Origin of the sequence: Mesorhizobium shonense, from assembly GCF_040545255.1 — a bacterium.
Taxonomy (GTDB): domain Bacteria; phylum Pseudomonadota; class Alphaproteobacteria; order Rhizobiales; family Rhizobiaceae; genus Mesorhizobium; species Mesorhizobium shonense.
On sequence record NZ_JBEPLM010000006.1, the window covers coordinates 25,737 to 48,979 of the forward strand.

General features: G+C 64.7%; 23 protein-coding genes. 17 read left to right on the plus strand and 6 right to left on the minus strand.

Annotation, left to right across the window (positions count from 1 at the left end):
• Positions 1–17 precede the first annotated feature (17 nt).
• Entirely contained in the window at positions 18–434 is a 417-nt protein-coding gene (locus tag ABID26_RS17160) for a hypothetical protein (protein ID WP_189521406.1), read from the minus strand.
• A 291-nt stretch (positions 435–725) separates the two neighbouring features.
• On the opposite strand from ABID26_RS17160, the gene ABID26_RS17165 reads away from it, so the two are divergent.
• Together ABID26_RS17165 and ABID26_RS17170 are read left to right on the plus strand one after the other, a co-directional pair.
• Entirely contained in the window at positions 726–1,406 is a 681-nt protein-coding gene (locus ABID26_RS17165; RefSeq protein ID WP_292302995.1) for a sensor histidine kinase, read from the plus strand.
• A gap of 258 nt (positions 1,407–1,664) precedes the next feature.
• Positions 1,665–2,306, plus strand: coding sequence for a response regulator (locus tag ABID26_RS17170; RefSeq protein ID WP_245460159.1), 642 nt, complete (start codon positions 1,665–1,667; stop codon positions 2,304–2,306).
• Between the two features lie 14 nt (positions 2,307–2,320).
• Here the strand turns inward: ABID26_RS17170 and ABID26_RS17175 are convergent, their stop codons facing one another.
• Positions 2,321–3,160 (minus strand): LOG family protein, encoded by an 840-nt coding sequence (locus ABID26_RS17175; protein ID WP_126096783.1) that lies wholly within the window; start codon positions 3,158–3,160, stop codon positions 2,321–2,323.
• 143 nt (positions 3,161–3,303) lie between these two features.
• On the opposite strand from ABID26_RS17175, the gene dapD reads away from it, so the two are divergent.
• The 4 genes from dapD to ABID26_RS17195 all read left to right on the plus strand — a co-directional run bounded on the left by dapD (position 3,304) and on the right by ABID26_RS17195 (position 5,677).
• A complete protein-coding gene (gene dapD, locus ABID26_RS17180) occupies positions 3,304–4,158 on the plus strand; it encodes a 2,3,4,5-tetrahydropyridine-2,6-dicarboxylate N-succinyltransferase (RefSeq protein ID WP_126096782.1) in 855 nt (284 codons plus the stop codon).
• A 70-nt stretch (positions 4,159–4,228) separates the two neighbouring features.
• Positions 4,229–4,591 carry a DUF805 domain-containing protein gene (locus ABID26_RS17185; RefSeq protein WP_126096781.1) on the plus strand — a complete coding sequence of 121 codons (363 nt, stop codon included), beginning with the start codon at positions 4,229–4,231 and terminating at the stop codon, positions 4,589–4,591.
• Entirely contained in the window at positions 4,554–4,961 is a 408-nt protein-coding gene (locus ABID26_RS17190; RefSeq protein WP_435528581.1) for a DUF805 domain-containing protein, read from the plus strand. The genes ABID26_RS17185 and ABID26_RS17190 overlap by 38 nt, the downstream gene beginning before the upstream one ends.
• A gap of 14 nt (positions 4,962–4,975) precedes the next feature.
• Positions 4,976–5,677: a hypothetical protein gene (locus ABID26_RS17195; RefSeq protein ID WP_292302998.1), complete on the plus strand. Its 702-nt coding sequence runs from the start codon at positions 4,976–4,978 to the stop codon at positions 5,675–5,677.
• Here ABID26_RS17195 and ABID26_RS17200 read toward each other — a convergent pair.
• Positions 5,652–6,686, minus strand: a complete 1,035-nt coding sequence (locus tag ABID26_RS17200) for a 2-dehydropantoate 2-reductase (protein ID WP_126096778.1) — start codon at positions 6,684–6,686, stop codon at positions 5,652–5,654. The two genes, ABID26_RS17195 and ABID26_RS17200, sit on opposite strands and share 26 nt — an antisense overlap.
• Positions 6,687–6,802: 116 nt before the next feature.
• Here ABID26_RS17200 and dapE point away from each other — a divergent pair, with 116 nt between their 5' ends.
• Both dapE and ABID26_RS17210 read left to right on the plus strand, forming a co-directional pair.
• A complete protein-coding gene (gene dapE, locus ABID26_RS17205) occupies positions 6,803–8,002 on the plus strand; it encodes a succinyl-diaminopimelate desuccinylase (protein ID WP_126096777.1) in 1,200 nt (399 codons plus the stop codon).
• 2 nt (positions 8,003–8,004) lie between these two features.
• Complete coding sequence (locus ABID26_RS17210; RefSeq protein ID WP_126102462.1) at positions 8,005–8,610, plus strand: transporter; 606 nt, start codon at positions 8,005–8,007, stop codon at positions 8,608–8,610.
• Positions 8,611–8,665: 55 nt separating this feature from the next.
• Here ABID26_RS17210 and ABID26_RS17215 read toward each other — a convergent pair whose 3' ends face one another.
• Positions 8,666–9,775 (minus strand): Gfo/Idh/MocA family protein, encoded by a 1,110-nt coding sequence (locus ABID26_RS17215; protein WP_126096776.1) that lies wholly within the window; start codon positions 9,773–9,775, stop codon positions 8,666–8,668.
• 249 nt (positions 9,776–10,024) lie between these two features.
• Here ABID26_RS17215 and ABID26_RS17220 point away from each other — a divergent pair, with 249 nt between their 5' ends.
• From ABID26_RS17220 to phnN, 9 genes are all read left to right on the plus strand, one after another.
• On the plus strand, positions 10,025–10,870 hold the full coding sequence (locus ABID26_RS17220) for a MurR/RpiR family transcriptional regulator (RefSeq protein ID WP_189521522.1): 846 nt from the start codon (positions 10,025–10,027) through the stop codon (positions 10,868–10,870).
• 154 nt (positions 10,871–11,024) lie between these two features.
• Positions 11,025–12,959 (plus strand): bifunctional 5-dehydro-2-deoxygluconokinase/5-dehydro-2-deoxyphosphogluconate aldolase, encoded by a 1,935-nt coding sequence (locus ABID26_RS17225; RefSeq protein WP_126096774.1) that lies wholly within the window; start codon positions 11,025–11,027, stop codon positions 12,957–12,959.
• Positions 12,960–13,010: 51 nt separating this feature from the next.
• Entirely contained in the window at positions 13,011–14,861 is a 1,851-nt protein-coding gene (gene iolD, locus ABID26_RS17230; protein ID WP_126096773.1) for a 3D-(3,5/4)-trihydroxycyclohexane-1,2-dione acylhydrolase (decyclizing), read from the plus strand.
• A 151-nt stretch (positions 14,862–15,012) separates the two neighbouring features.
• Positions 15,013–15,927, plus strand: a complete 915-nt coding sequence (gene iolE, locus ABID26_RS17235; RefSeq protein ID WP_126096772.1) for a myo-inosose-2 dehydratase — start codon at positions 15,013–15,015, stop codon at positions 15,925–15,927.
• Positions 15,928–15,991: 64 nt separating this feature from the next.
• Positions 15,992–16,204 (plus strand): DUF3329 domain-containing protein, encoded by a 213-nt coding sequence (locus ABID26_RS17240; protein WP_126096771.1) that lies wholly within the window; start codon positions 15,992–15,994, stop codon positions 16,202–16,204.
• Positions 16,205–16,581: 377 nt separating this feature from the next.
• Positions 16,582–17,394 carry a 5-deoxy-glucuronate isomerase gene (gene iolB, locus ABID26_RS17245; RefSeq protein WP_126096770.1) on the plus strand — a complete coding sequence of 271 codons (813 nt, stop codon included), beginning with the start codon at positions 16,582–16,584 and terminating at the stop codon, positions 17,392–17,394.
• A 429-nt stretch (positions 17,395–17,823) separates the two neighbouring features.
• Entirely contained in the window at positions 17,824–18,531 is a 708-nt protein-coding gene (locus ABID26_RS17250; protein ID WP_126096769.1) for a DUF1045 domain-containing protein, read from the plus strand.
• Between the two features lie 56 nt (positions 18,532–18,587).
• A complete protein-coding gene (locus tag ABID26_RS17255) occupies positions 18,588–19,727 on the plus strand; it encodes an alpha-D-ribose 1-methylphosphonate 5-triphosphate diphosphatase (protein WP_126096768.1) in 1,140 nt (379 codons plus the stop codon).
• Positions 19,724–20,350: a phosphonate metabolism protein/1,5-bisphosphokinase (PRPP-forming) PhnN gene (gene phnN, locus ABID26_RS17260; RefSeq protein WP_189521404.1), complete on the plus strand. Its 627-nt coding sequence runs from the start codon at positions 19,724–19,726 to the stop codon at positions 20,348–20,350. Before ABID26_RS17255 ends, phnN begins: the two co-directional genes overlap by 4 nt.
• 324 nt (positions 20,351–20,674) lie before the next feature.
• Here the strand turns inward: phnN and ABID26_RS17265 are convergent, their stop codons facing one another.
• Positions 20,675–21,670 (minus strand): ABC transporter permease, encoded by a 996-nt coding sequence (locus ABID26_RS17265; RefSeq protein ID WP_354416004.1) that lies wholly within the window; start codon positions 21,668–21,670, stop codon positions 20,675–20,677.
• Entirely contained in the window at positions 21,667–23,238 is a 1,572-nt protein-coding gene (locus ABID26_RS17270; RefSeq protein ID WP_126102460.1) for a sugar ABC transporter ATP-binding protein, read from the minus strand. The genes ABID26_RS17265 and ABID26_RS17270 overlap by 4 nt, the downstream gene beginning before the upstream one ends.
• Positions 23,239–23,243 lie beyond the last annotated feature (5 nt).

Here is a 23,243-nt window from a genome sequence, read left to right on the forward strand (position 1 = left end):
GTCAGCGTCTTTCGACGCTAATGGTTGGCGTTACCGTTGCCATTGCCGTTGCCAATGCCCGCATTGGCGTTGCCGTTGGCGTTGCCGTTGCCGAAGCCCCAGTTGCCGTTGCCGTTCACGTTGCCGTTGCCGAGGCCGAAGTTGCCGTTACCGTTGCCGTTGCCGTTGGCGGCGCCGGCATTGAGGTTGCCGTTGTAGTTGCCGTTGAAGGCGCCCATGTTGGCATTGCCGTTGCCATTGCCGTTGCCGAAACCGAAATTGCCGTTGCCGTTGAAGTTGCCGTTGAAGGCGCCGGTATTGGCGTTGCCGTTTCCGTTGCCGTTGCCGGCCCCGACATTGCCATTGCCATTGCCATTCCCGCTGCCGATCGAAACGGCGGATGCCGTACCGGTCAGAGCCGACAGGACAGCCGCGGCCAGAATGATCTTCCTCATGACGTTCTCCTTGGTTTGCGTTGAACATCCCGGCCAGCACAAGATGACCGGAACCACGCAACAAGGATGCCTGCAGAAAAGATGCCGAGACATCCGGGCCGATCGGCATGGCTTGTCGGTTTTTCAGCTGATGTGCTTGTCAGGAAAAGTTGAAGGCATCGGGAAAAAACTGACAGGCATAAAGGCTTATGGCGGGTGTATACTGTGTGGAGGAACAGACTTTCATGCCTTTTCTGGCCGATCCGTGAACAGCTTGCGCGCCTCGGGAACGGCATGGAGAAGAGAACGCTGATGCGGGCGACCATCCAGCCAGGCGAGGACGAAACTGCGAAGGCCCAGCGCCGGAGATTGACGCGGCGGTTGATTGCCGTGCAGGAAGAACAGCGCCTGCGCCTGTCACGCGAGCTGCACGACGATCTCGGCCAGATGCTGGCAAGCGTGGCGCTGGAGCTGCACTCTATCCGCGCGGACTCCGCGGAACTCGATGCCCGCCTCGCGCGCGCGGCTCAGCTCGTCGACCAGCTGAGCACCAGGGTGCACGATGCCGCCTGGAGCCTGCGCCCCGCGGATCTCGATCGCCTGGGCCTCCGCGCCTCGGTCGAGGATCTGGCCAGCATGCTGTGCGCTCAGCTCTGCATACCCTGCGACGTCGATCTCGAAGCCCTGTCGAGGCCGCTCGAGCCCGAAGTCGCGCTGACGCTCTATCGCATCGTGCAGGAGGCCCTCACCAACATCGGCAAGCATGCTCAGCCGAGCCGGGTCAGCGTGACGGCCCACATCTGGGACAACAGGCTGCGGCTGACCGTCGAGGACAATGGCCATGGGTTCGATGCCAATATCGCGCCTGGCTCTCGCCATCTGGGACTTGCGGGCATGAAGGAGCGCCTCGCCTTGATCGGAGGCGAGTTCACGGTCGAAACCGCCAAGGGCAAGGGGACCGCCATCTACGCCGATGTGCCTTTGCCCGGTTGAGCGCTGGGGGAACAATTGGGCGCACGGCAGCGCTGCGAGCGCCTACGTGAAGCGTTCCACATCCGAAATCGTCGGCCGCGGCTTACAATCCTGGATCATGGGTCAGGCGGGGGATGGCTTACCCGTTGCGGCCGTTTTGCGGCTTTGCTGAGAAACAGACGGGCGTCCCGCGCCAGGCGGGGCAGTTGCCTAGACCATCAAGCACAAAGGGACCCGCTTTGAGTGACGGGCCCTTTGACAGACTGATGGAGGTTAAAGGTGTGCTGCAGGCGCATATTCGTGGTCGACGACCATCCGATCATCCTGTCCGGCGTCGGTGCGATGATCAACAGCCAGGACGATCTGACGATCGTCGGACTGGCGGCGAATGCCGATGAGGCCTTCGAGGGGATCGGCAAGGCCCTTCCGGACGTCGCCGTGGTGGATATCTCGCTCCCCGGCGTCAACGGGGTCACGCTCATCGAACGGCTCGTCGAACGCTTTCCCGAACTCGGTTGCATCGCGCTGACCGCGCATGAGGACCCCGGCTGCCTGCGCCAGGTGCTGGCTGCCGGAGCACGCGGTTTCGTGGTCAAACGCTCGACCGCGACGGACCTGCTGCAGGCCATCCGCTGCGTGCTGGCCGGCGACAATTATGTCGACCCGGCGCTTGCGGCGCGAATCTTAAGCCCACGCCACGGCGCGCAGGGCGATGCCGGCAATCTCAGCGAGCGCGAGCGGTCGGTGATCCAGCTGGTAGCGCTTGGCTACAGCAACAAGGAGATATCCTCGCGCCTCAACCTCAGCATAAAGACCATCGAGACCTACCGGACCAGGGCAACGGACAAGCTCGAGCTCCACTCCCGCGCGGCGATCGTGCGCTTCGCGCATTCGAATGGCTGGCTGGCCGAGTTGCAGTAACGGGCGGCCTTCCCTCAGAGACTGTAGAAGCGGCGGACGATCTCCCAGGCTTCGTCGGCGGTGTCGACGAAATCGATGATATCCTGGTCGCCGGGCGAGATCGTGCCTTGCTCGGCGAGGAAATCGAGGTCGATCGCCCTTTGCCAGAATGCCTTGCCGAACAGGATCACCGGCACGCGCTCCATGCGCCCGGTCTGGATCAAGGTCAGCGTCTCGAAGAACTCGTCCATCGTGCCGAAGCCGCCCGGAAACACGGCCACCGCCTTGGCGCGCATGACGAAATGCATCTTGCGGATCGCGAAATAGTGAAAATTGAAGCAGAGCTCGGGCGTCACATAGGCGTTCGGCGCCTGCTCGTGCGGCAGTACGATGTTGAGGCCGATCGACGGCGCGCCGACATCGTCGGCGCCGCGGTTTCCAGCCTCCATGACACCGGGTCCGCCGCCGGTGACGACGACGAATTCGCGGTAGTATGACGTGGCCGACTGCTGCGAGCACAACCGGGCGAACTTGCGCGCCTCTTCGTAGTATTTGCTGTTCAGCTCGAGGTTCTTCTTCTGCGTCTCGTTCTTCGCTGCCCAGGCCTCGCCGCCCGGCTCCGGCAGCCTTGCGCCGCCGAACAGGATGACGGTCGAGCGGATGCCGCGCTCGGCGAGGATCATCTCCGGCTTCAGCAGCTCGAGCTGCAGGCGTACCGGGCGCAGTTCGCGCCGCGTCATGAAGTCGGGATCGTTCCAGGCCAGGCGATAGGTTTCGGCTCGGGTCTGCGGCGTGTCCGGCACGCTTTTGGCCCGCTGCAGATCCTCGTCCGAATGCGGCAGCGGCGTCCATCCCGCCTTTTCCATGGGTGTCATTGAGTCCACCGTCCTAATTCCTTCACTTGCGCCGTCCCGTGACGCAGCCGCGATTGACCCTCATCCAGGCTTCACATAGGGTCCGCGCGATTTCAAAACAGGTTAAGCCGCAGCCCTTAACAGCTTTGTAATGGAGCAAATTCATGTCCACGCCTGATCTGGCGAGCCTCGAAAAGACCATCGAAAAGGCCTTCGAGGAGCGCGATACGATTTCGACCGCCACCCGCGGCGAAACGCGCGACGCCATCCAGTCGGCGCTCGACCTGCTCGACCGTGGCGTGGCCCGCGTCGCCGAGCGTCAGGAGGACGGCAAGTGGCACGTCAACCAGTGGCTGAAGAAGGCGGTGCTGCTCTCCTTCCGGCTGAACCCGATGGAGATCATCAAGGGTGGCCCGGGCCAGGCGGTCTGGTGGGACAAGGTGCCATCGAAGTTCGACGGCTGGAGCGCCGTCGATTTCGAGAAGGCCGGCTTCCGCGCCGTGCCGTCCTCGGTCGTGCGCCGCTCGGCCTATGTCGCCCCGGGCGCGGTGCTGATGCCGTCCTTCGTCAATGTCGGCGCCTATGTCGATACAGGCACGATGGTCGACACCTGGGCCTCGGTCGGCTCCTGCGCCCAGATCGGCAAGAACGTGCATCTTTCCGGCGGCGTCGGCATCGGCGGCGTGCTGGAGCCGATGCAGGCCGGCCCGACCATCATCGAGGACAATTGCTTCATCGGCGCGCGCTCCGAAGTGGTCGAGGGCTGCATCGTGCGCGAAGGCTCGGTGCTCGGCATGGGCGTGTTCATCGGCCAGTCGACCAAGATCGTCGACCGCGCCACCGGCGAGGTCTTTTACGGCGAAGTGCCGCCGAATTCGGTTGTTGTTGCCGGCTCGCTGCCTGGCAAGCCTCTGCCCAATGGCGAGCCGGGGCCAAGCCTCTACTGTGCCGTCATCGTCAAGCGCGTCGACGCCAAGACCCGCTCCAAGACCTCGATCAACGAATTGCTGCGCGATTGATCTTTTCCGGAAACGGACGCACCTTCCGCCGGCGCGACATTCCGTCGCGCCGGTTCAACGGAGGGGCGTCATGGACTGGAAGTACCTGCTGACGAGTTTCGACGGCCGCATCAACCGCGCCAAGTTCTGGGCCGGCATCGGTATATTCATCGTCATCGCCATTGTTGCCTTCATTCTCGATACGATCCTCGGCACGCGTTTCACCACCGACAGCGGCGATCAGATCGGCGTCATCGGCATCCTCGTCATGCTGGCATCGATCTATTTCGCGATTGCTCTCTATGCCAAACGCTGGCACGACCGTAACAAGTCGGGCTGGTGGACGCTGATCGGCCTTATCCCCATCATCGGCGGCATCTGGATGCTGATCGAGCTCGGCATCCTCGAAGGCACCAATGGCGCCAATCAATACGGACCGGACCCGCTTGCCTGAAAAAGCAGACTTTATCTGGCTCTTCTTCAAAACCTCGGGCCGCGTCAGCCGCGCGGCCTATTTTCTCGGCGGATTGCTGGTTGCGCTCGTCCAGGCTTTCCCGCTCTATCGCTTCACGCTGGTGCCGGAGGGCTCGGCCGAGAGCAACATGTGGTCGTTCGTCTTCTTCCTCACCTTCCTCGCCTCGCTATGGTCGAACATCGTGCTGGCGGTGAAGCGGCTGCACGATTTCGACAAGCCGGGCATCGCGGCGCTGGTGCTGTTCGTCCCAGTCGTATCGATCGTCGCTTTCCTGGTGCTTTGCCTGTTTCCGGGGCAAGCCGGGCCCAATCGCTACGGCAGCCGCACGAATGCGCCGGCCGACCGCTAGATGCAGCAGCCGCCATGCGCTACCGCACGCTTGATCCGAAGCTGATCATCGAGACCGCCGAAAGGCTGGAAGAGCGTGTCGCTGAGCGCTTTCCGGACGCAGGCCTGCGTGGCGTCGCCGGAGAACTGGTGTCGCTGTCGCGCGACCTGGCAAAAGCCGCCAAGGCCCTGGAGGCGCCGATCTGGTGGCTGCGCGGCGTCATCATCGCCGCTGTCGTCGCCGGCGCGCTTATCTTCCTGTTCGTCGGCACCATCCTGCCGCTCGGCCGCTTTTCCGGACCCGGCGATGCCGTCCAGTCGGTGCAAGGCATCGAATCCTCCCTCAATGTCCTCATCCTTGCCGTCGTCGGCTTCCTGGCGCTGATGCGGGCCGAGGAGCGCATCAAGCGCAAGAAGGTATTCCGCGAGCTGCATGGCCTTCGCTCGTTGATCCATGTCATCGACATGCACCAGCTGACCAAGGATCCGGCGAGACTGTCGGCCAATTTCAAGCCGACCGCCCATTCGCCGGCGCGCATCGCCAGCGCTGCCGACCTCGCGCGCTATCTCGACTATTGCTCGGAGATGCTGTCGATCACCGGCAAGATCGCGGCGCTGTTTGCCCAATCGGTCAATGACGACGTGGTCGTCGACGGCGTCAACGACATCGAGAACCTGGCCTCCAACCTGTCGCGCAAGATCTGGCAGAAGATCACGCTGATCGAGGGCCGCCGATGACATTCTCCGGCGTCAATCCAGGCGGGCCGCGCTTTTCCGCCTCGGCCTGACGCACCAGCGCCGCGACGCGCTCGATCTTCGGCGCCGGCGTGCCCGTCTGCTTCGCCAGGCTGAGCACCGCGCCCTGCAAGTCGTCGATCTCGGTCGGGCGGCGGCGCTCGAGATCGTCCCACATGGAGGAGCGAGCCTCCGGGTCGATTGCCAGCAAGCGCCGGGCCAGCACTCCGAACAGCCAGTCGGGAAGCCTCAGCACTTTCGGCAGCAGCGACGGCGGCAGGCCGGTGATTCGCGCCGGTTCCATGCCGGCGGCCTTCATCGCCGCGAGCGCCTCGTCGATCTGGCCGGCCAGGATCCGGCGCCAGCGCCGGTCGGCCAGCTCACGCGCCAGCGGCAGGCCGGAGAGCGCCACAAGCGCGTTGTTGAGGTTCATCAAGAGCTTGCTCCACTGCACGGCCTTCATGTCGGAACGCGCTTCGACCCCAAGCCCTTCGACACCGAGCAGTCCAGCGAGGCCGTCCACCCCCTCCTCGACCACAATTTTGCCCTCGCTCGCTCGATGAACCCGGAACGGCGCCTCGCCCTCCGGCGACTGTACGACATTAAACGGCACCATGCCGGCGAGCACGCGCTGCGCAGGAAGCTTGGCGCGCAGCTTGTCCGCATTGCCGACACCGTTCTGCAGGCTGACCACGATGGCGTCGGGGCGGGCACGGCCCGCAAGAAGCGCAGCCATCTCCACGGTCGCGCCGCTTTTCACAGTGACGAGAACGATATCCGCGTTGCGCAGCGCCATCGCCGGATCGTCGGTGACCGTAAGCGCCTCCGGATCGATGCGGCGGTCGCGGCCGTCGAGATCGCTGACCCGAAGCCCGTCCTTGCGCATGGCCTCGACGATGCGGCCGCGCCCGAGGAAATTCACCTTTCGCCCGGCGAGCGCCAGGCAGCCGCCGACATAGCAGCCAATGCTGCCGGCGCCGGCGACGGCAATGGTTTTTTCTTGCCTGGCCATGCAATCGTCCCGACTTGGCTCGCAACTATACGACATGACAACCATATTGTCGGCGGCGTGATCGCCCACCATGTCCGACCGTGACAGGTCCGTTGCTTTCGACTATCGCTTTGCCCATGAAATTGCCGACCGACCCCGCCCGGAACCTCGCCGCCCTGATCCGCTGTCCCTCCGTGACGCCCGCCGAGGGCGGCGCGCTGCAGGCGCTGGAAGTCATGCTGAAGCCGCTCGGCTTCTCGGTCGAGCGGCCGGTATTCGCCGAAAGCGGCACGCCGGATATCGAAAACCTCTATGCGCGCCGCTCCGGCAACGGCCCGCATCTGATGTTTGCCGGCCATACCGACGTCGTGCCGGTCGGCGACGAGGCGGCCTGGACCCATCCGCCCTTTGCCGCCGACGTCGCCAATGGCGAGATGTACGGGCGCGGCGCCGTCGACATGAAGGGCGGCATCGCCTGCTTCATCGCCGCCGTGGCGCGCCATATCGACAAGAACGGCGGCCCGAAAGGTTCGGTCTCGCTGCTGATCACCGGCGACGAGGAGGGGCCGGCCATCAACGGCACGACGAAGCTGCTCGACTGGGCGGCCGCCAAGGGCGAGAAGTGGGATGCCTCGATCGTCGGCGAGCCGACCAATCCGGATACGCTCGGCGACATGATCAAGATCGGCCGGCGCGGCTCGCTCTCCGGCAGCGTCATCGTCAACGGCCGCCAGGGCCACGCCGCCTATCCGCAGCTTGCCGACAATCCGGTGCGCGGGCTGATGAGCCTGGTCGATGCGCTGCTCCATCCGGTATTCGACAAGGGAACGAAGGATTTCCAGCCGACCAATCTGGAAGTGACGTCGATCGATGTCGGCAATCCGGCGACCAACGTCATCCCGGCCAAGGCCACCGCCACCTTCAACATCCGCTTCAACGACACTTGGGATGCCGAGACCATCCAGGCCGAGATCCACAACCGGCTCGACCAAGCGGCGGGCCGCAAGAAATACCGGCCGGGCAAGAAGACGCCGGTCGATTACGAGCTCGTCTGGCGCGACCGGCCGAGCCATGTCTTCCTCACCCGCGACGACAAGCTGATCGGCACGCTGAGCGCATCGGTTGCGGCGGTGGTCGGCAAGACGCCGGCGCTCTCCACCTCCGGCGGCACGTCGGATGCGCGTTTCATCAAGGATTACTGCCCGGTGGTCGAGTTCGGGCTGGTCGGCAAGTCCATGCACATGGTCGACGAGCGCGTGGCGCTTGCCGATCTCGAGACGCTGACCCAAATCTACGAACGTTTCATCGAAGACTGGTTCGGACAGGACCTCGCGTGACCATGCTTTCGGCGGACGAAACCTATGCTTCGCTGGCCGGCGCCTGGCGGCTGATGTTCGGCAAGGCAGACGGCCTGCGCATGCTCGACCTCTCGGCGGACGGTTTCTGGAATTCCTTCTTCGCCATCGTCGTGGCATTGCCGGCATTGATCGTCGGCTGGGTCGGCATCGCCAACGAGATCGGCGATCCGAACGCCTTCGCCGGCCGCCTCGGCATGCTGCTCAAGCTGGCGACGGTCGATATCGGCTCCTGGGTGCTGCCGCTGGTGGCGCTTGCGCTGGTCGCGCCGCGCGCCGGCATCGGCGGCCGCTTCGTCCACTATGTCGTCGCCTCCAACTGGGCCTCCGCCATCATCGCCTGGCTGATGCTGCCGTCGGCGCTGCTGAGGTTGTTCGTGTCTTCGGCCGACGAGATCAGCGGATTGGTCTCGCTGCTTCTGTTCGCGCTGTCGATGGTGCTGACCTGGCGCATGACCAATGCGACGATCGGCAAGGGTGCCGCTGTCGGCACCGCGGTGTTTGCCGGCATGTTCGTGGCCTCGCTGCTTGTCCTGTTCGGGCTGCAGGCGCTGCTCGGCATCGACATGCCGGACGGCGCGAGAGGCTGATCCCTTCCGAGCCGAAAGCGGTCTTTCAATCCATCGTCAGGCGCCGGCCGTTGGACTATCGCACATCCATCCAGCGCTGCTCCTGGAACGACCGCGCCATCGCATGCACCGTGCGCTCGATCTCCAGCCCCTCGTCGAAGTCGATGATCCGCGCCGGCTTGCCGGCGATCCGCATCAACAGCTCGCGGCATTCGATCATCTTGAGGTCGTTGAAGCCCAGTCCATGGCCGGGCGCAGGCAGGAAGGAATCGTAAGGCTTGTGGTGCGGCGCCACCAGGATGGTGCGATAGCCCTGCTCGGTCGGCCGGTCGGCGGTGAGGTAGAGCTGGAACTCGTTCATCCGCTCCTGGTCGTAGAGGATCGAGCCTTTCGAGCCGAAAATCTGGATGGCGATGCGGCCCTTACGGCCCCAGGCCGAACGGTTGACCAAGAGCGTGCCGGCGACGCCGTTTTCGAGATGCATCAAGACGCTTGCGATATCATAAGTCTCGACCGCGCGGCGGCCGCCGGAGGCGACCTTGCGGTCGGCATAGGGTTTTGCCATGTCGCACATGACGCGACTGACGCGGCCGAACAAAACCTCGATCAGCGACAGCGGATGCACGGCGAAATCGTCGAGCGCGCCATAGCCGGAGGCAGCCTCATGCTTCCAGAAGAACAGCGCGTCGGGGTCGGCCATGAAATCCTCGTCCATCTCGATGCGGACGAGATTGACGTCGCCGATGATCTTTTCCTCTAGCAGCGCGCCGATGTGGCGGATGGCAGGGTTCTGGATGTAGTTATACCCAAGCACGGCGGCCTTGCCGGATTTCTTTGCCGCCTCGGCCATCGCCTCGGCTTCCGCAAAACTCGGCGCCATCGGCTTCTCGCACCACAGGTGCTTGCCGGCTTCGAGGATCGCGATCGCCATTTCGGGATGGAACTGGTTGGGCGTGGTCAGCGAGACGACGTCGACCTCCGGGTCGTTGACCACGGCGCGCCAGTCGCCGGAGCCCTTGGCGAAGCCGAACTCGCCCGCCTTGCGCCTGGCAAGCTCGTCATTGACCTCGCCCAGATGCACCAGTCTCGGCTTCTCGACATCGGGAAAGACGGTGCCGACCGCGTTCCAGGCGATGGCGTGGCACTTGCCCATGAAGCCCGTGCCGATGAGGCCCACTCCGACCATGTCGATGTCTCCGCGCTAGAGCAATTCCAGGAAAAGTGTGAAGCGGTTTTCCGCCCGGAATTGCGTCAACAAACAAGTAGACCGGTTCCGCGTTTCGCGGAACCGGTCTGGGAAAAAGTTCGTATGGATGAGTTAATCCATTTCTCTCAAGAATGGAACGTCCAAATCATTTTTTATGGTGTTCTTGCGCGAACTCGTTATGATGAGGCAGGAGAGGGAACTTTCAATATGGCCGTGGGCGGAGCGACGATGGACGAACGGGTGCCGCGCGATTTCGAGACGTTGCGCGCAACGATCCTGGAGCGGCGCGCGAGCCTGCCAAAGCGGATCGCGCAGATAGCCGCCTATGCGCTCGACAATCCCGACGACATCGCCTTCGGCACGGCGGCGAGCATCGCCGCCTCGGCCGGCGTCCAGCCCTCGACGCTGATCCGCTTCGCCCAGCAGCTCGGCTTCGACGGCTTCACCAGCCTGCAGCAGGTGTTCCGCGAGCGCCTGCGCGAACGCAATTCCTCCTATGACGAGAGGCTGGCGGCACTGCGCGCCAAGGCCGAGGAAGGCGCCGGCCATCGGGCGATCTTCGACGGCTTCGTCGCCGCCGCCAGCACCTCGCTCAGCGATATTTCGCGCGCGTTGAACGATACGCATTTCGAAGAGGCGGTCGCGCTCCTGGCGAAGGCCGAGACCATCTATGTGCTGGCCAAGCGCCGGTCCTATCCGGTCGCCTCCTACATCGCCTACGCGCTGGGCAAGCTCAAGATCCGCAATCAATTGGTGGAATCGGCCGCGGGCCTGAATGCCGAGATGATCGGCTTCGCCACGCCGCGCGACGCCGTCATCGCCATCAGCTTCTCGCCTTATGCGCCGGCGACCATCGAGGAGACGCGCTCGATCGCGGAGCAGGGCGTGCCGATCGTCGCCATCACCGACTCATCGTTTTCGCCGCTCGCCCAGTTCGCCAAGGTCTGGTTCGAAGTGGCGGAGGCCGATTTCGGCGGCTTCCGCTCGATCTCGGCGACGATGGCGCTCGCCATGGCGCTGACCGTCGCCGTCGGCGAGAAGCGTCGCGACGTCGGCCGCAAGCGCAAGGCCTGAGCGGCCCGAGGTTCGCTTTTTCCGTCTGGGAATGCTCATTCCATATTGACTATAGATTGGAATTATTATTTCATATTGACGGCACCACGCGGCCGTTCGCGCGCGCTGCCCAAAACGACGCTGCTCTGCACAACAAGGCCGATGGGAGGTTCGAATGGGCGAAGCCGTGGAAGCGAAATATCCGCCGCTCGACGTCATCACGATCGGCCGCGCCTCGGTCGATCTCTATGGACAGCAGATCGGCTCGCGGCTGGAGGACATCACGTCCTTCGCCAAGTCGGTCGGCGGCTGTCCGGCCAATATTTCCGTCGGCACGGCAAGGCTTGGGCTCAGCTCGGCGCTGCTCACCCGCGTCGGCGACGAGCAGATGGGCCGCTTCATCCGCGAGCAGCTCAGGCGCGAAGGCGTCTCGGTCGACGGCTTGAAGACCGACAAGGAACGGCTGACGGCGCTGGTGCTGCTTTCGGTCGAGGACGAAGGCGTCTCGCCGATGATCTTCTACCGCGCCGACTGCGCCGACATGGCGCTGGCTGAAGAGGACATCGACGAAGCCTTCATCGCTTCGGCCCGCTCGGTCGTGGTCACCGGCACGCATTTCTCGCGCCCCAATTCCGATGCCGCGCAGCGCAAGGCGATCCGCCTCATGAAGGCCAAGGGCGGCAAGGTGGTCTTCGACATCGACTACCGCCCGAACCTTTGGGGACTTGCCGGCCATGCCGAAGGTTTCGAGCGCTACGTCAAATCCGACCGCGTCTCGGCGCGGCTGAAGACGGTGCTGCCGGACTGCGACCTCATCGTCGGCACCGAGGAGGAGATCATGATCGCCTCCGGCGCCGACGATTGCCTGAGCGCGCTGAAGACGATCCGCTCGCTGTCTCCGGCCACCATCGTGCTCAAGCGCGGCGCCAAGGGCTGCATCGTCTATGACGGGCCGATCAGCGACGATCTCGAGGACGGCATCGTCGGCAAGGGCTTTCCGATCGAGATCTACAATGTGCTCGGCGCCGGCGACGCCTTCATGTCCGGCTTCCTGCGCGGCTGGCTCGGCGGCGAAAGTTTTGCCACGGCGGCGACCTGGGCCAATGCCTGCGGCGCCTTCGCCGTGTCGCGCCTGCTCTGCGCGCCGGAATACCCGACCTTCGAGGAGCTGCAGTTCTTCCTGAAGCACGGTAGCAAGCATCTGGCGCTGCGCAAGGACGAAGCGATCAACCATATCCATTGGGCAACCACGCGCCGGCGCGACATCCCCTCGCTGATGGCGCTCGCCTGCGACCATCGTGTCCAGCTGGAGGACGTCGCCGCCAGGGTCGGCGCCGACACTTCGCGTATTCCGGACTTCAAGGTGCTCACCGTCCAGGCGGCGGCCAGGGTCGCCGCCGGCCGCGACGGCTACGGCATGCTGATCGACGAGAAATATGGCCGCGACGCCATGTTCGAATTCGCCCGCCATCCCTTTGCCTGGCTCGGCCGCCCGGTCGAGCTGCCCGGATCGCGGCCGCTGCGCTTCGAATTCTCGCAGGACATCGGCTCGCAGCTCACCGACTGGCCGGTCGACCATTGCATCAAATGCCTGTGCTTCTATCACCCGGACGACCCCGAGGCGCTGAAGACCGAGCAGCAGCAGAAGCTGCGGGTCCTGTTCGAGGCGGCGCGGAAAGTCGGCAGGGAGCTTCTCGTCGAGATCATCGCCGGCAAGCACGGCAAGCTCGACGACACCAGCATTCCGCGCGCGCTCGAGGAACTCTATGCGCTTGGCATCAAGCCCGATTGGTGGAAGCTCGAGCCGCAGGCTTCGGCGAACGCCTGGGCGAAGATCGAACAGGTGATCGTCAAGAACGATCCGTGGTGCCGCGGCGTCGTGCTGCTCGGCCTGGAGGCGCCGCAGGACGAGCTGGTCGCAGCATTTGCCGCAACGAGCAATGCGCCCATCGTCAAGGGATTCGCCGTCGGTCGTACCATCTTCATCAACGCCGCCGAACAATGGCTTGCCGGCAGGATGTCGGACGACGAAGCTATCGCCGACATGGCCTCGCGCTTCGAGCAGCTGACCGAGGCATGGCTTGCTGCGCGCGGCCGCAAAGCAGCATAAGAAGACGGGCAGCATAACAAGGCGGCACAAGGAAAGCCGGAGGAACCGACAATGAGCAAGACCGTTCGCCTGACGATGGCGCAGGCGCTGACCCGCTTTCTCAGCCGGCAAATGACCGAGATCGACGGCAAAAAAAAGCCGATCTTCGGCGGCGTCTGGGCGATCTTCGGCCACGGCAATGTCGCTGGCATCGGCGAGGCGCTCTACCAGGTGCGCGACGAGCTGCCGACCTTCCGCGCCCATAACGAGCAGGCGATGGCGCATGCCGCGATCGCCTATGGCAAGGCCAATTTCCGCCGCCGCTTCATGGCCGCGACCACCTCGATCGGCCCCGGCGCGCTCAACATGGTGACCGCAGCCGCGCTCGCGCACGTAAACCGGTTGCCCGTCCTGTTTTTACCAGGCGATGTCTTCGCCAACCGCCTGCCGGACCCGGTGCTGCAGCAGGCCGAGGATTTCTCCGACGGCACGGCGAGCGTCAACGACTGCTTCCGTCCCGTGTCGCGCTATTTCGACCGCATCACGCGGCCCGAGCAGATCATCCCGGCGCTGAACCGCGCCATGCAGGTGCTGACCGATCCGGCCGAATGCGGCCCGGTCACGCTGTCGCTCTGCCAGGACGTGCAGGCCGAGGCCTATGACTATCCCGAAAGCCTGTTTGCCGAGCGCGTCTGGACGCCGCGCAGGGTTCGCCCCGACCGCCACGAGTTGGCGGCCGCCGTCGCGGCGCTGAAGGACGCCAGGAAGCCGCTGGTGATCGCCGGCGGCGGCGTCCTTTATTCGCAGGCTTCCGGAGAGCTGGCCAAGCTGGTGCAGGGCGCGGGCATTCCGGTCTGCGAGACGCAAGGCGGCAAATCCTCGCTGCCGGACGACCATCCGCTCAACATGGCGGCGGTCGGGGTCACCGGCACGTCGGCCGCCAACCGGCTGGCCGAAGAGGCTGACGTCGTGCTTGCCGTCGGCACCAGGCTGCAGGATTTCACCACCGGCTCCTGGGCGCTGTTCAAGAATGCCGGCCGCACCATCATCGGGCTGAATACGCAAGGTTTCGACGCAGGCAAGCACTGGGCGCTGCCGCTGGTCGCCGACGCCTCTGAAGGCTTGGCGGAACTTTCCGCCGCGCTGAAGGGGTGGAAGGCACCTAGCGCCTGGACCGACAACGCGCTGAAGGGCAAGAAGGAGTGGCAGGCCGCCGCCGCCAAGGTGACGGCCTCGACCAATGCCGCCTATCCCTCCGACGCGCAGGTGATCGGCGCCGTGCAGCGCGCGATGGGCTCGGGCGTCACCTTGCTGCATGCGGCAGGCGGCCTGCCGGGCGAACTGCACAAGCTCTGGCAGGCGGGTGCGCCCGGCTCCTACCATGCCGAATACGGCTTCTCGACCATGGGCTACGAGATCGCCGGCGGTCTCGGCGTCAAGATGGCCAAGCCCGACCAGGAGGTCGTCGTCATGGTCGGCGACGGCTCCTATTTGATGCTGAATTCCGAGATCGCCACTTCAGTGATGCTGGGGCTTAAACTCACCATCGTGCTCCTCGACAACCGCGGCTATGGCTGCATCAACCGGCTGCAGATGGCGACCGGCGGCGCCAACTTCAACAATCTCTTGAAGGACGCGCGCCACGAGGTGATGCCCGACGTCGACTTCGCCGCCCATGCCGCAAGTCTCGGCGCCGTCGCCGAAAAGGTGGCGTCGATCGCCGAGCTGGAGACGGCGCTGGCCAAGGCGAAGGGCAACGACAAGACCACCGTGCTCGTCATCGATACCGATCCGCTGGTCTCGACCGAGGCCGGCGGCCATTGGTGGGATGTCGCGGTGCCGGAAGTCTCGTCGCGACCGCAGGTGAATGCCGCGCGCAAGGCCTATGAGGACAAAAAGCAGATGCAAAGCATCGGTGACTGAAACTGGCGCCGCCTACCCCCTACCTCCCCCTTGTGGGGAGGTCGGACCGAAGGTCCGGGTGGGGGTGCGGCGCCGACCCCCACCCGCTGCTGCGCAGCGACCCTCCCCACAAGGGTGAGGGTAGGCACGAACTTGAACCTGGAGTGACGACTTGAAAGCCAAACTGGGCATGTCCCCCATCGCGTGGTGGAACGACGATCTCGTGGAATTGAGCGATGACGTGTCGCTGGAGGAATGTCTGCGCCAGTCGCGCTCGGCCGGCTTCACCGGCATGGAGATGGGCCGTCGCTTCCCCAACGATCCCAAGGTGATGCTGCCGATCCTGAAGGAGGCCGACGTCACGCTCTGCGGCGGCTGGTTCTCCGGCACGCTGGTCAATGAGGACCTGGCCAGGAACAAGGATCGCATCCAGCCGATGATCGACCTGTTCAAGGCGGTCAACGCGCCCTGCATCGTCTATGGCGAGGTCGGCCGCTCCATCCAGGGCGACCGTTCGAAACCTTTGGCCACCAAGCCGAAACTCACCGGCGACGAGATGAAGGCCTATGGCCGGCGCGTCACCGAATTCGGCGAATGGTGCGCTGAACAGGGCATGCCGCTCTCCTACCACCATCACATGGCGGCGGTGGTCGAGACCGAGCCGGAGCTCGACGCCTTCATGCGCCATTCCGGTGAGGGCATTCCGCTTTTGCTCGACGCCGGCCACCTCGCCTTTGCCGGCGGCGATGTGCTGCGCGCCATCGACAACCATCACAAGCGCATCAACCACGTGCATGTGAAGGACGTGCGCATGGGCGTGATCGACGGTCTCGACCGCACCAAGCAGTCCTTCCTCGATGCGGTGGCGCTAGGCGCCTTCACCGTGCCGGGCGACGGCTCGCTCGATTTCGGCGCCATCGTGCAGCGCTTCGCCGATTATGGCTATGAAGGCTGGTTCGTGGTCGAGGCGGAGCAGGATCCGAAGAAGAACCCGCCGCTCAAGATGGCTGAGGTCGGCCACAAGGAGCTGATGCGGGTGATGACGGCCGCCGGCTACACGGTGGAGACGCAGGGCTTCCCGGCATAAACGGTGGATTTGGCCTGGCGCGCGGTTTATCCGTTGCGCTTTGGGCAAATCCTGGATTGGCGCGATGAAAGACTATGAGCACCCCTTCTTCCGGCCGTTGTGGCGGCGCATCGCCGTCGTCGCGGTCTGCCTGGTCTGGTCGGTGATCGAGTTCGCCTCCGGCACGCCCTTCTGGGGCGTCATTGCGCTCGGCTTCGCCGGTTACGCGGTGTGGCAGTTCTTCTATCTCTACAAGCCGGCCGAGGAGACCAAACCTCCGGCCGAGCCGAAGGAATGAAGCGGTTCATGGGATGGGAGTCTCACGGATCGGACAGCGCGCGCATGGCGGATCGGATGCATTGGCGATTGGCTGAAACGCTTTTCGCATCGTCATCCACGGGCGGAGCAAGGAGCGAAGCGACGCGCGCAGACCCGAGGATCCATGCCGTGACGTCAAAACAGCCGCCGCGGTGCAGAATTCTGCTCCGCTGCACCCTTCGGCCAAGGTTACGGAATGGATCCTAGGGTCTTCGCGACGGAGCTTCGCTCCTGCTTCGCCCTAGGATGACGAAGTTTGGAGGCTTCGGCCAATCCCGAAGGTTTGCGCCCGATCTTTCAGCCGGCGAAACCTCCGGGGCAGCAACCGGCCGAAGCCGATATGGATAGGAGACAAAAATGTCGAAACTGCTCGTCAAGGCCGACAAGGGCCACGGCCATGTCGCTCACGTCACGCCGCAAAGCGCCGGCTGGACTTACGTGGGTTTCGATCTTCACCGTCTGCGGCCGGGCGAAACGGCGGCCGGCAAGACGGGCGATCGCGAGGTCTGCCTGGTTTTCGTCACCGGCAAGGGCAAGGCCTCAGCCAGCGGCAAGGATCTCGGGCTGCTCGGCGCGCGCATGTCGCCCTTCGAGGGCAAGCCCTGGTCGGTCTATGTGCCGCAAGGATCCGACTGGTCGGTGACCGCCGACACCGAGCTTGAGCTCGCCGTCTGCTCGGCGCCGGGCCTCGGCGGCGGCCTGCCCGCCCGCGTCATTTCACCCGACGATCTCGGCCAGGAAGTGCGCGGCAAGGGCACCAACACCCGCTACGTCACCAACATCCTGCCCGAGGGCAAGCCGGCCGATTCGCTGCTGGTGGTCGAGGTGATCACGCCCGGCGGCCACACATCGAGCTATCCGCCGCACAAGCACGACCAGGACAATCTCCCTGCGGAATCCTATCTCGAGGAGACCTATTACCATCGCCTCAACCCGCCGCAGGGCTTTGCCTTCCAGCGTGTCTACACCGACGCCGACAGGAACGGCGTGCGCGACCTGGACGAGGCGATAGCGATCGAGGACGGCGATGTCGTGCTGGTGCCGAAGGGCTACCACCCTTGCGCGGCCTGCCACGGCTACGATCTCTATTATCTCAACGTCATGGCCGGCCCCAAACGGACGTGGAAATTCCACAACGCTACCGAACACGAGTGGCTGATGAAGGCGTGAGGGTTCTGGATGTCATCGTTTGACGGCAGATGACAGATAGTCCCTTGTTAGGAAGCGACAATTTTCAGAGTAGGCGCCGCCCCTCATCCCCCTGCCGGGACCTTCTCCCCGTATAGTGACGGGGAGAAGGGGCTGGTCGCAACCGCAGCGCCTTCTTGCAACGCTGGTGATTGGCGAAACCGACGATGAGAGCGCCCCTCTCCCCGCCACTATACGGGGAGAGGATGCCGGCAGGCAGGTGAGGGGCGGCGCCGACGCCTGAAAGGGTGACGGGCGAATTCAAATCGGCCGGCAATGCAAAGCTATTGGTCCAGTTCGGGAAAATCGTCGGCTAAGGACCGCCAGGGTCTGTCTGCCTTCGAAAACCCATGAAAGCTTCGTCAATCCGTCATGGAAATCACCTATGGCGGGGTCTGACGAGGTTCTTTCATGCGCTACGCCATCTATTTCACCCCACGGCAGGACGAGCCGCTGGCGCGCATCGCCGCCAATTGGCTCGGCCGCGACCCTTTCGGCGCGGCGGCGCGGCCGGTCGAGGCTGTGGCTGAGCTGTCGGCGGCGGAAGTTGCGTTCCACACCGCCTCGGCGCGGCGCTACGGGTTCCATGCGACGCTGAAGGCGCCGTTCGGGCTGGCGCCGAACGAGACGGAGGCGTCGCTTCGCGAAGCGCTCGACAATTTCGCCGAAGTCACGTCGCCGGTCGTCATTCCCCGCCTCGTCGTCGGCCAGATCGACGGCTTTTTCGCGCTGGTGCCGGAGGCGCCGTTGCCTCCGCTCAATGGCTTTGCCGGCGAGGTCGTGCGCGCCTTCGACCGCTTCCGCGCGCCGCTGACCGAAGCCGAGATCGAGCGCCGCAGCCCCGATTCGTTGAAGCCGGACGAGTTCCGCAACCTCTGCCAGTGGGGCTATCCTTACGTTTTCGAGACGTTCCGCTTCCACATGACGCTGTCCGGCCGCGTCGGGCCACAGGAAAGCCCACGTCTTCGTGCAGCAATCGACAGCCTGTTCGCGGACGTGCTGCCGCACCCGGTTCCGGTGGATGCGCTGACGCTCTTCGTCGAGACCGAACCGGGTGCCCCTTTCATGGTGCTCTCCCACCATGCGCTTGGCCGCCGCCCGGCCAGAAAAACCGCCTGATTTGACCACCCGCTACGACCGCCCGATATGGATCGCTTGAGATAGGACTGCCTGAAATGACCGCCGAGACCGTTTTGAACAATGCCCGCATACTGCTGCCCGACGAGATCGTCGAGGGCTCGCTGCTGCTGCGCGATGGCCTTATTGCCGCGATCGAGCCGGGCGCCACCCGTGTCGGCGAAGACATGGGCGGCGATTACATCATCCCGGGTCTCGTCGAACTGCACACCGACCATCTCGAAGGCCACTACGCGCCGCGTCCGAAAGTGCGCTGGAACCCGATCGCCGCCGTGCTTGCCCATGACGCGCAGGTAGCGACCGCCGGCATCACCACCGTGCTCGATGCCTTGCGCGTCGGCATGGATGAGGATGCCGACCTGAAGTCCGACGACGTTCGCAAGCTCGCCGACGCCATCGAGGACAGCGTCAGACAGGATCGGCTCAGGGCCGACCATTTCATCCATCTGCGCTGCGAGGTCTCGGCGCCGGACTGCCTCGAGGCCTTCGCCAATTTCGAGACCGACGACCGGGTGAAGCTCGCCTCGCTGATGGACCATGCGCCGGGCCAGCGCCAGTTCGTCAACCTCGAGACCTATGCCTATTACTATCAGCGCAAGCTGAAGCTGACCGACCGCGACTTCCAGAAATTCTGCGAGAAGCGGATGGCGGAATCGGCCAGCAATTCCGGCCCGAACCGCGTCTTCATCTCCGCCGCCTGCCAGGAGCGCGGCATCGTGCTCGCCAGCCATGACGACGCGACGGCCGGCCATGTCGACGAGGCGATTGCGCAAGGCGTGCGCGTCGCCGAATTCCCGACCACCGAAGAGGCGGCAAGGGCCTCGAAGGCGGCAGGCCTCGGCGTGCTGATGGGCGCGCCCAACGTCATGCGCGGCGCCTCGCATTCCGGCAATGTCTCGGCCAGGGCGCTCGCCGGCGACGGCCTGCTCGACATCCTGTCGTCCGACTACATCCCCTTCAGCCTGATCCAGTCGGCCTTCTTCCTCGGCGACGTCGTCGAAGGCATCTCGCTGCCGCAAGCGGTCGCCATGGTCTCGAAGAACCCGGCCGAAGCGGTCGGCCTCACCGATCGCGGCATCATCGAGCCGGGCCGCCGCGCCGATCTGGTGCGCGTGCGCGTCGACGATCACGTGCCGGTCGTGCGCACCGTGTGGCGCCAGGGCAGGCGTGTCGCATGATGGTTTCGGCGTTGATCGAACGCGAACTGACTGAGACCCTTCCCATCCGCAACGGCGTCTTCGTCGCGGTCGTCGGTCCGAGCGGCGCCGGCAAGGACACGGTGATCGGCTACGCCAAAGCGCGCTTTGCCGGCGAGACGCGGCTGGAATTCGTGCGCCGCGTCATAACGCGGCCGAGCGATTCCGCCAGCGAGGATCACGACACGCTGGCCGACGCCGCCTTCGCCGAGGCGGAGGCCGACGGCGCCTTCGCCATCTGCTGGGACGCTCATGGCCTGCGCTACGGCCTGCCGGCCGATGTCGACTGGGCGGTCGCCAACGGCCATGTCGCGGTGGCCAACGTCTCACGCGCCGTCATCCCGGTGTTGCGCGAGCGCTACGCCAATCTTGCGGTGGTCGAGATCACCGCGACGCCGGAAATCCTCGCCGAGCGGCTGGCGGCGCGCGGCCGTGAATCGCGCGGCGAGGTATTGGCGCGCCTGGCGCGCAGCACGAGCGTGACGCTTTCCGGACCGGACGTCACCTCCATCGACAACAGCGGCGCCAGGGAGATCGCCGGCGAGCGCTTCGCCGAGGTGCTGCGCAAGGCGATGGCGTTCTCGGATCTGTCGGATCAGATCTAGGATGGTTGATGTTCAGATGAGGCCGGCCTGCAAGTGGGGAGGTCGAGCAGAGACTTATTGACGTAGGCGCTGCCCCTCATTGCCCTGCCGGGCATTTCTCCCCGTATAGTGACGGGGAGAAACGGGCTGGCCGCAGCCTCGGTGCCTTTCTTGCAACGTTCGAAATTGGCGAAATCATCGAAGAGAGCGCCCCTCTCCCCGTCACTATACGGGGAGAGAATGCCGGCAGGCAGGTGAGGGGCAGCGCCAACGTTAGAAGAAGGTGCGCGGCACGCGAAAATCGAAACTTGCTCCGCAGCCTGCCGCGGGTTCGAAACGACAGAACTACTCCGCCGGCGCGCCGGCGACGTTTCGGCGCGTCGCTTCCAGCATCCGGCGCCGGGCGCGGAAGACGCCCCATTGCTGGTCGACCAGCACGCCGATCAGGATCACCCCGCCCATCACCGCAAAGTTGAGCGAGGAGGGGATGCCGAGCAGGTTGACCAGGTTCTGCAGCTCCTGCAGCAGCACGGTGCCCAGGATGACGCCGACCAGCGAGCCCTCGCCGCCGCGCAGCGAAAAGCCGCCGAGCACGGCCGCGGCGATCGCGTAAAGCTCGTAGAACTGGCCGTGGCTGGCCGGCGAGATCGAGCGCGTGTACATGGCGAAATAGATCGCCGAGAGCGCCGTCAGCACGCCGCAGATGACATAGGCGGCGATCACGATGCGCCCGGTGCGGATGCCCGAATATTTCGCCGCCTCCTCGTTCTTGCCGATGGCGTAGAGGTAGCGTCCGAACACCGAGCGGTGCAGCACCACCCACATGACGATGGCGATCACGATCAGCGCGATGAAGCTGTTCGGCACGCCATAGGAACGGCCCGCGGTCAGGAATTCGAGGTCCGGGAAATTCTGGCCGAAAGCAAAACCCGCCGTGCCGTCGGCGGTGTAGAAGCGCGCGACGCCGCGATAGATCAAGAGGCCGCAGAGCGTTACCACGAAAGGCTGCATCTTGAGCTGCGTGATCAGCCAGCCATGCACGAAGCCGATGATGGCGCCGAGCACGATGATCAGAACGAAGGCCAGCGGCCAGTCCATCTCGCGCACGGCGATGAAGTCGATGAACAGCGTGCCGAGCAGCGCCACCAGCGAGCCGACCGAGAGCTCGATGCCGCCGGTGATGATGACGAATGCCTGGCCGATGGAGAGGATGCCGAACAGCCCGATCAGGTTGGAGGTGTTGGCAAGGTTGATCGGCAAAAGGAAGCGCGGGTTGATGGCCGTCACCACCGCGCCGACCACCAGGATCAGGACCAGCAGGCCGAGATCTTTCTTGCTCATTGCGCTCCTCCCGCCGCTTGCGCCAGCCTGGGCTTCTTGCCCACCGCCAGCAAAAGCACGTTCTCCTGGCTGAAATCGTTCCGGTCCAAAATGCCGGAGATCTGCCCCTCATGCATGACCGCGATGCGGTCCGAGACGCCGATCACCTCTTCCATGTCGCTGGAAATCATAAGCACCGCGACGCCGGCGTCCGCGAGCGACCGCATCAGCCCATAGATCTCGGCCTTGGCGCCGATGTCGATGCCGCGCGTCGGCTCGTCGAGGATCATCACCTTGGGGTTCATCGCCAGCCATTTGGCCAAAACCACCTTCTGCTGGTTGCCGCCCGAAAGCGTGCCGGTGCGGGTGAGGACCGACGGCGCCTTGATGCCGAGATTCTTCTTCTGCTTTTCGGCGGTGGCGAGCTCGGCGCCGGCTGAGACCAGCGATCGCTTCGCATGCGCCGGCAAATTGGGCAGCGAAATATTCTGCGCGATCGACAGGTCGAGCAATATGCCGGTAAGCTTGCGGTCTTCCGGCACCAGGAAGATGCCGTTGGCCACCGCATCGGCGGCGGACGTAACATTTAGCGCCTTGCCGTCCAAGCTGACACTGCCGCCGAGCCGCTCATCGATGCCGAACAGCACCCTCGCAAGTTCGGTGCGGCCGGAGCCGACCAGGCCGGCAAGGCCGAGGATTTCGCCGCGTCGAAGGTCCAAGCTGACCGGCCGGTCGGGATAAGTGCTCGTGCGCACGGCATTTGCCGAGAGCGCGACGCCGCCCGGAGCGCGTCCCGCTTCGGCGGCCTTCTCGCGCTCCTTCAGCATGCGCCCGATCATCAGTTTGACCATCTGGTCGTGGTTGATCTCGCTCTTGGGCAGCGTGCCCGCAAGCATGCCGTCGCGCAGCACGACGACGCGGTCGGCGACGCGCTCGACCTCGTGCAGGCGGTGCGAGATGAAGATGACGCTGATGCCTTCCGCCCGCAGCCCCTTGATCACGTCGAGCAGCTTTTCGGTCTCGGCGATCGGCAGGCTGGAGGTCGGCTCGTCGAGGATCACCAGACGCGCCTTGATCGACAGCGCCTTGGCGATCTCGACCATCTGCTGCTGCGCCAGCGACAGCGAGGCAACCGGCGCATCGGCCGAGAAATTGGCGCCGACACGCTTCAACAGCGGCGCCGCCATCTGCCGCAGCTTCGCGCGGTCGACCAGCCTCAGCGGCCCGGCCTTCAGCGGCTCGCGGCCGAAGAAGATGTTGGCGGCGACGTCGAGGTTTTCGAACAGGTTGAGTTCCTGGTGCACGAAGGCGATGCCGGAGCCGATGCTGGCTTCCACGGTCAGTCCGTCATGCGCGACGCCGTCGACGATGACGGTGCCGCTGTCCGGCCGCGTCACGCCGCCGAGAATCTTCATCAGCGTCGATTTTCCGGCGCCGTTTTCGCCGACCAGGCCGATCACCTCGCCCGGCCCGACCTCCATGGAGAACCCGTCCAGCGCCACGACGCCGGGATAGGTCTTGCGCACGGCTTCGAGGCTCAGGAACGGAGCGGTCGTCGATTGAGCGAAGGATGTCTCGGAATAATTCATCACGC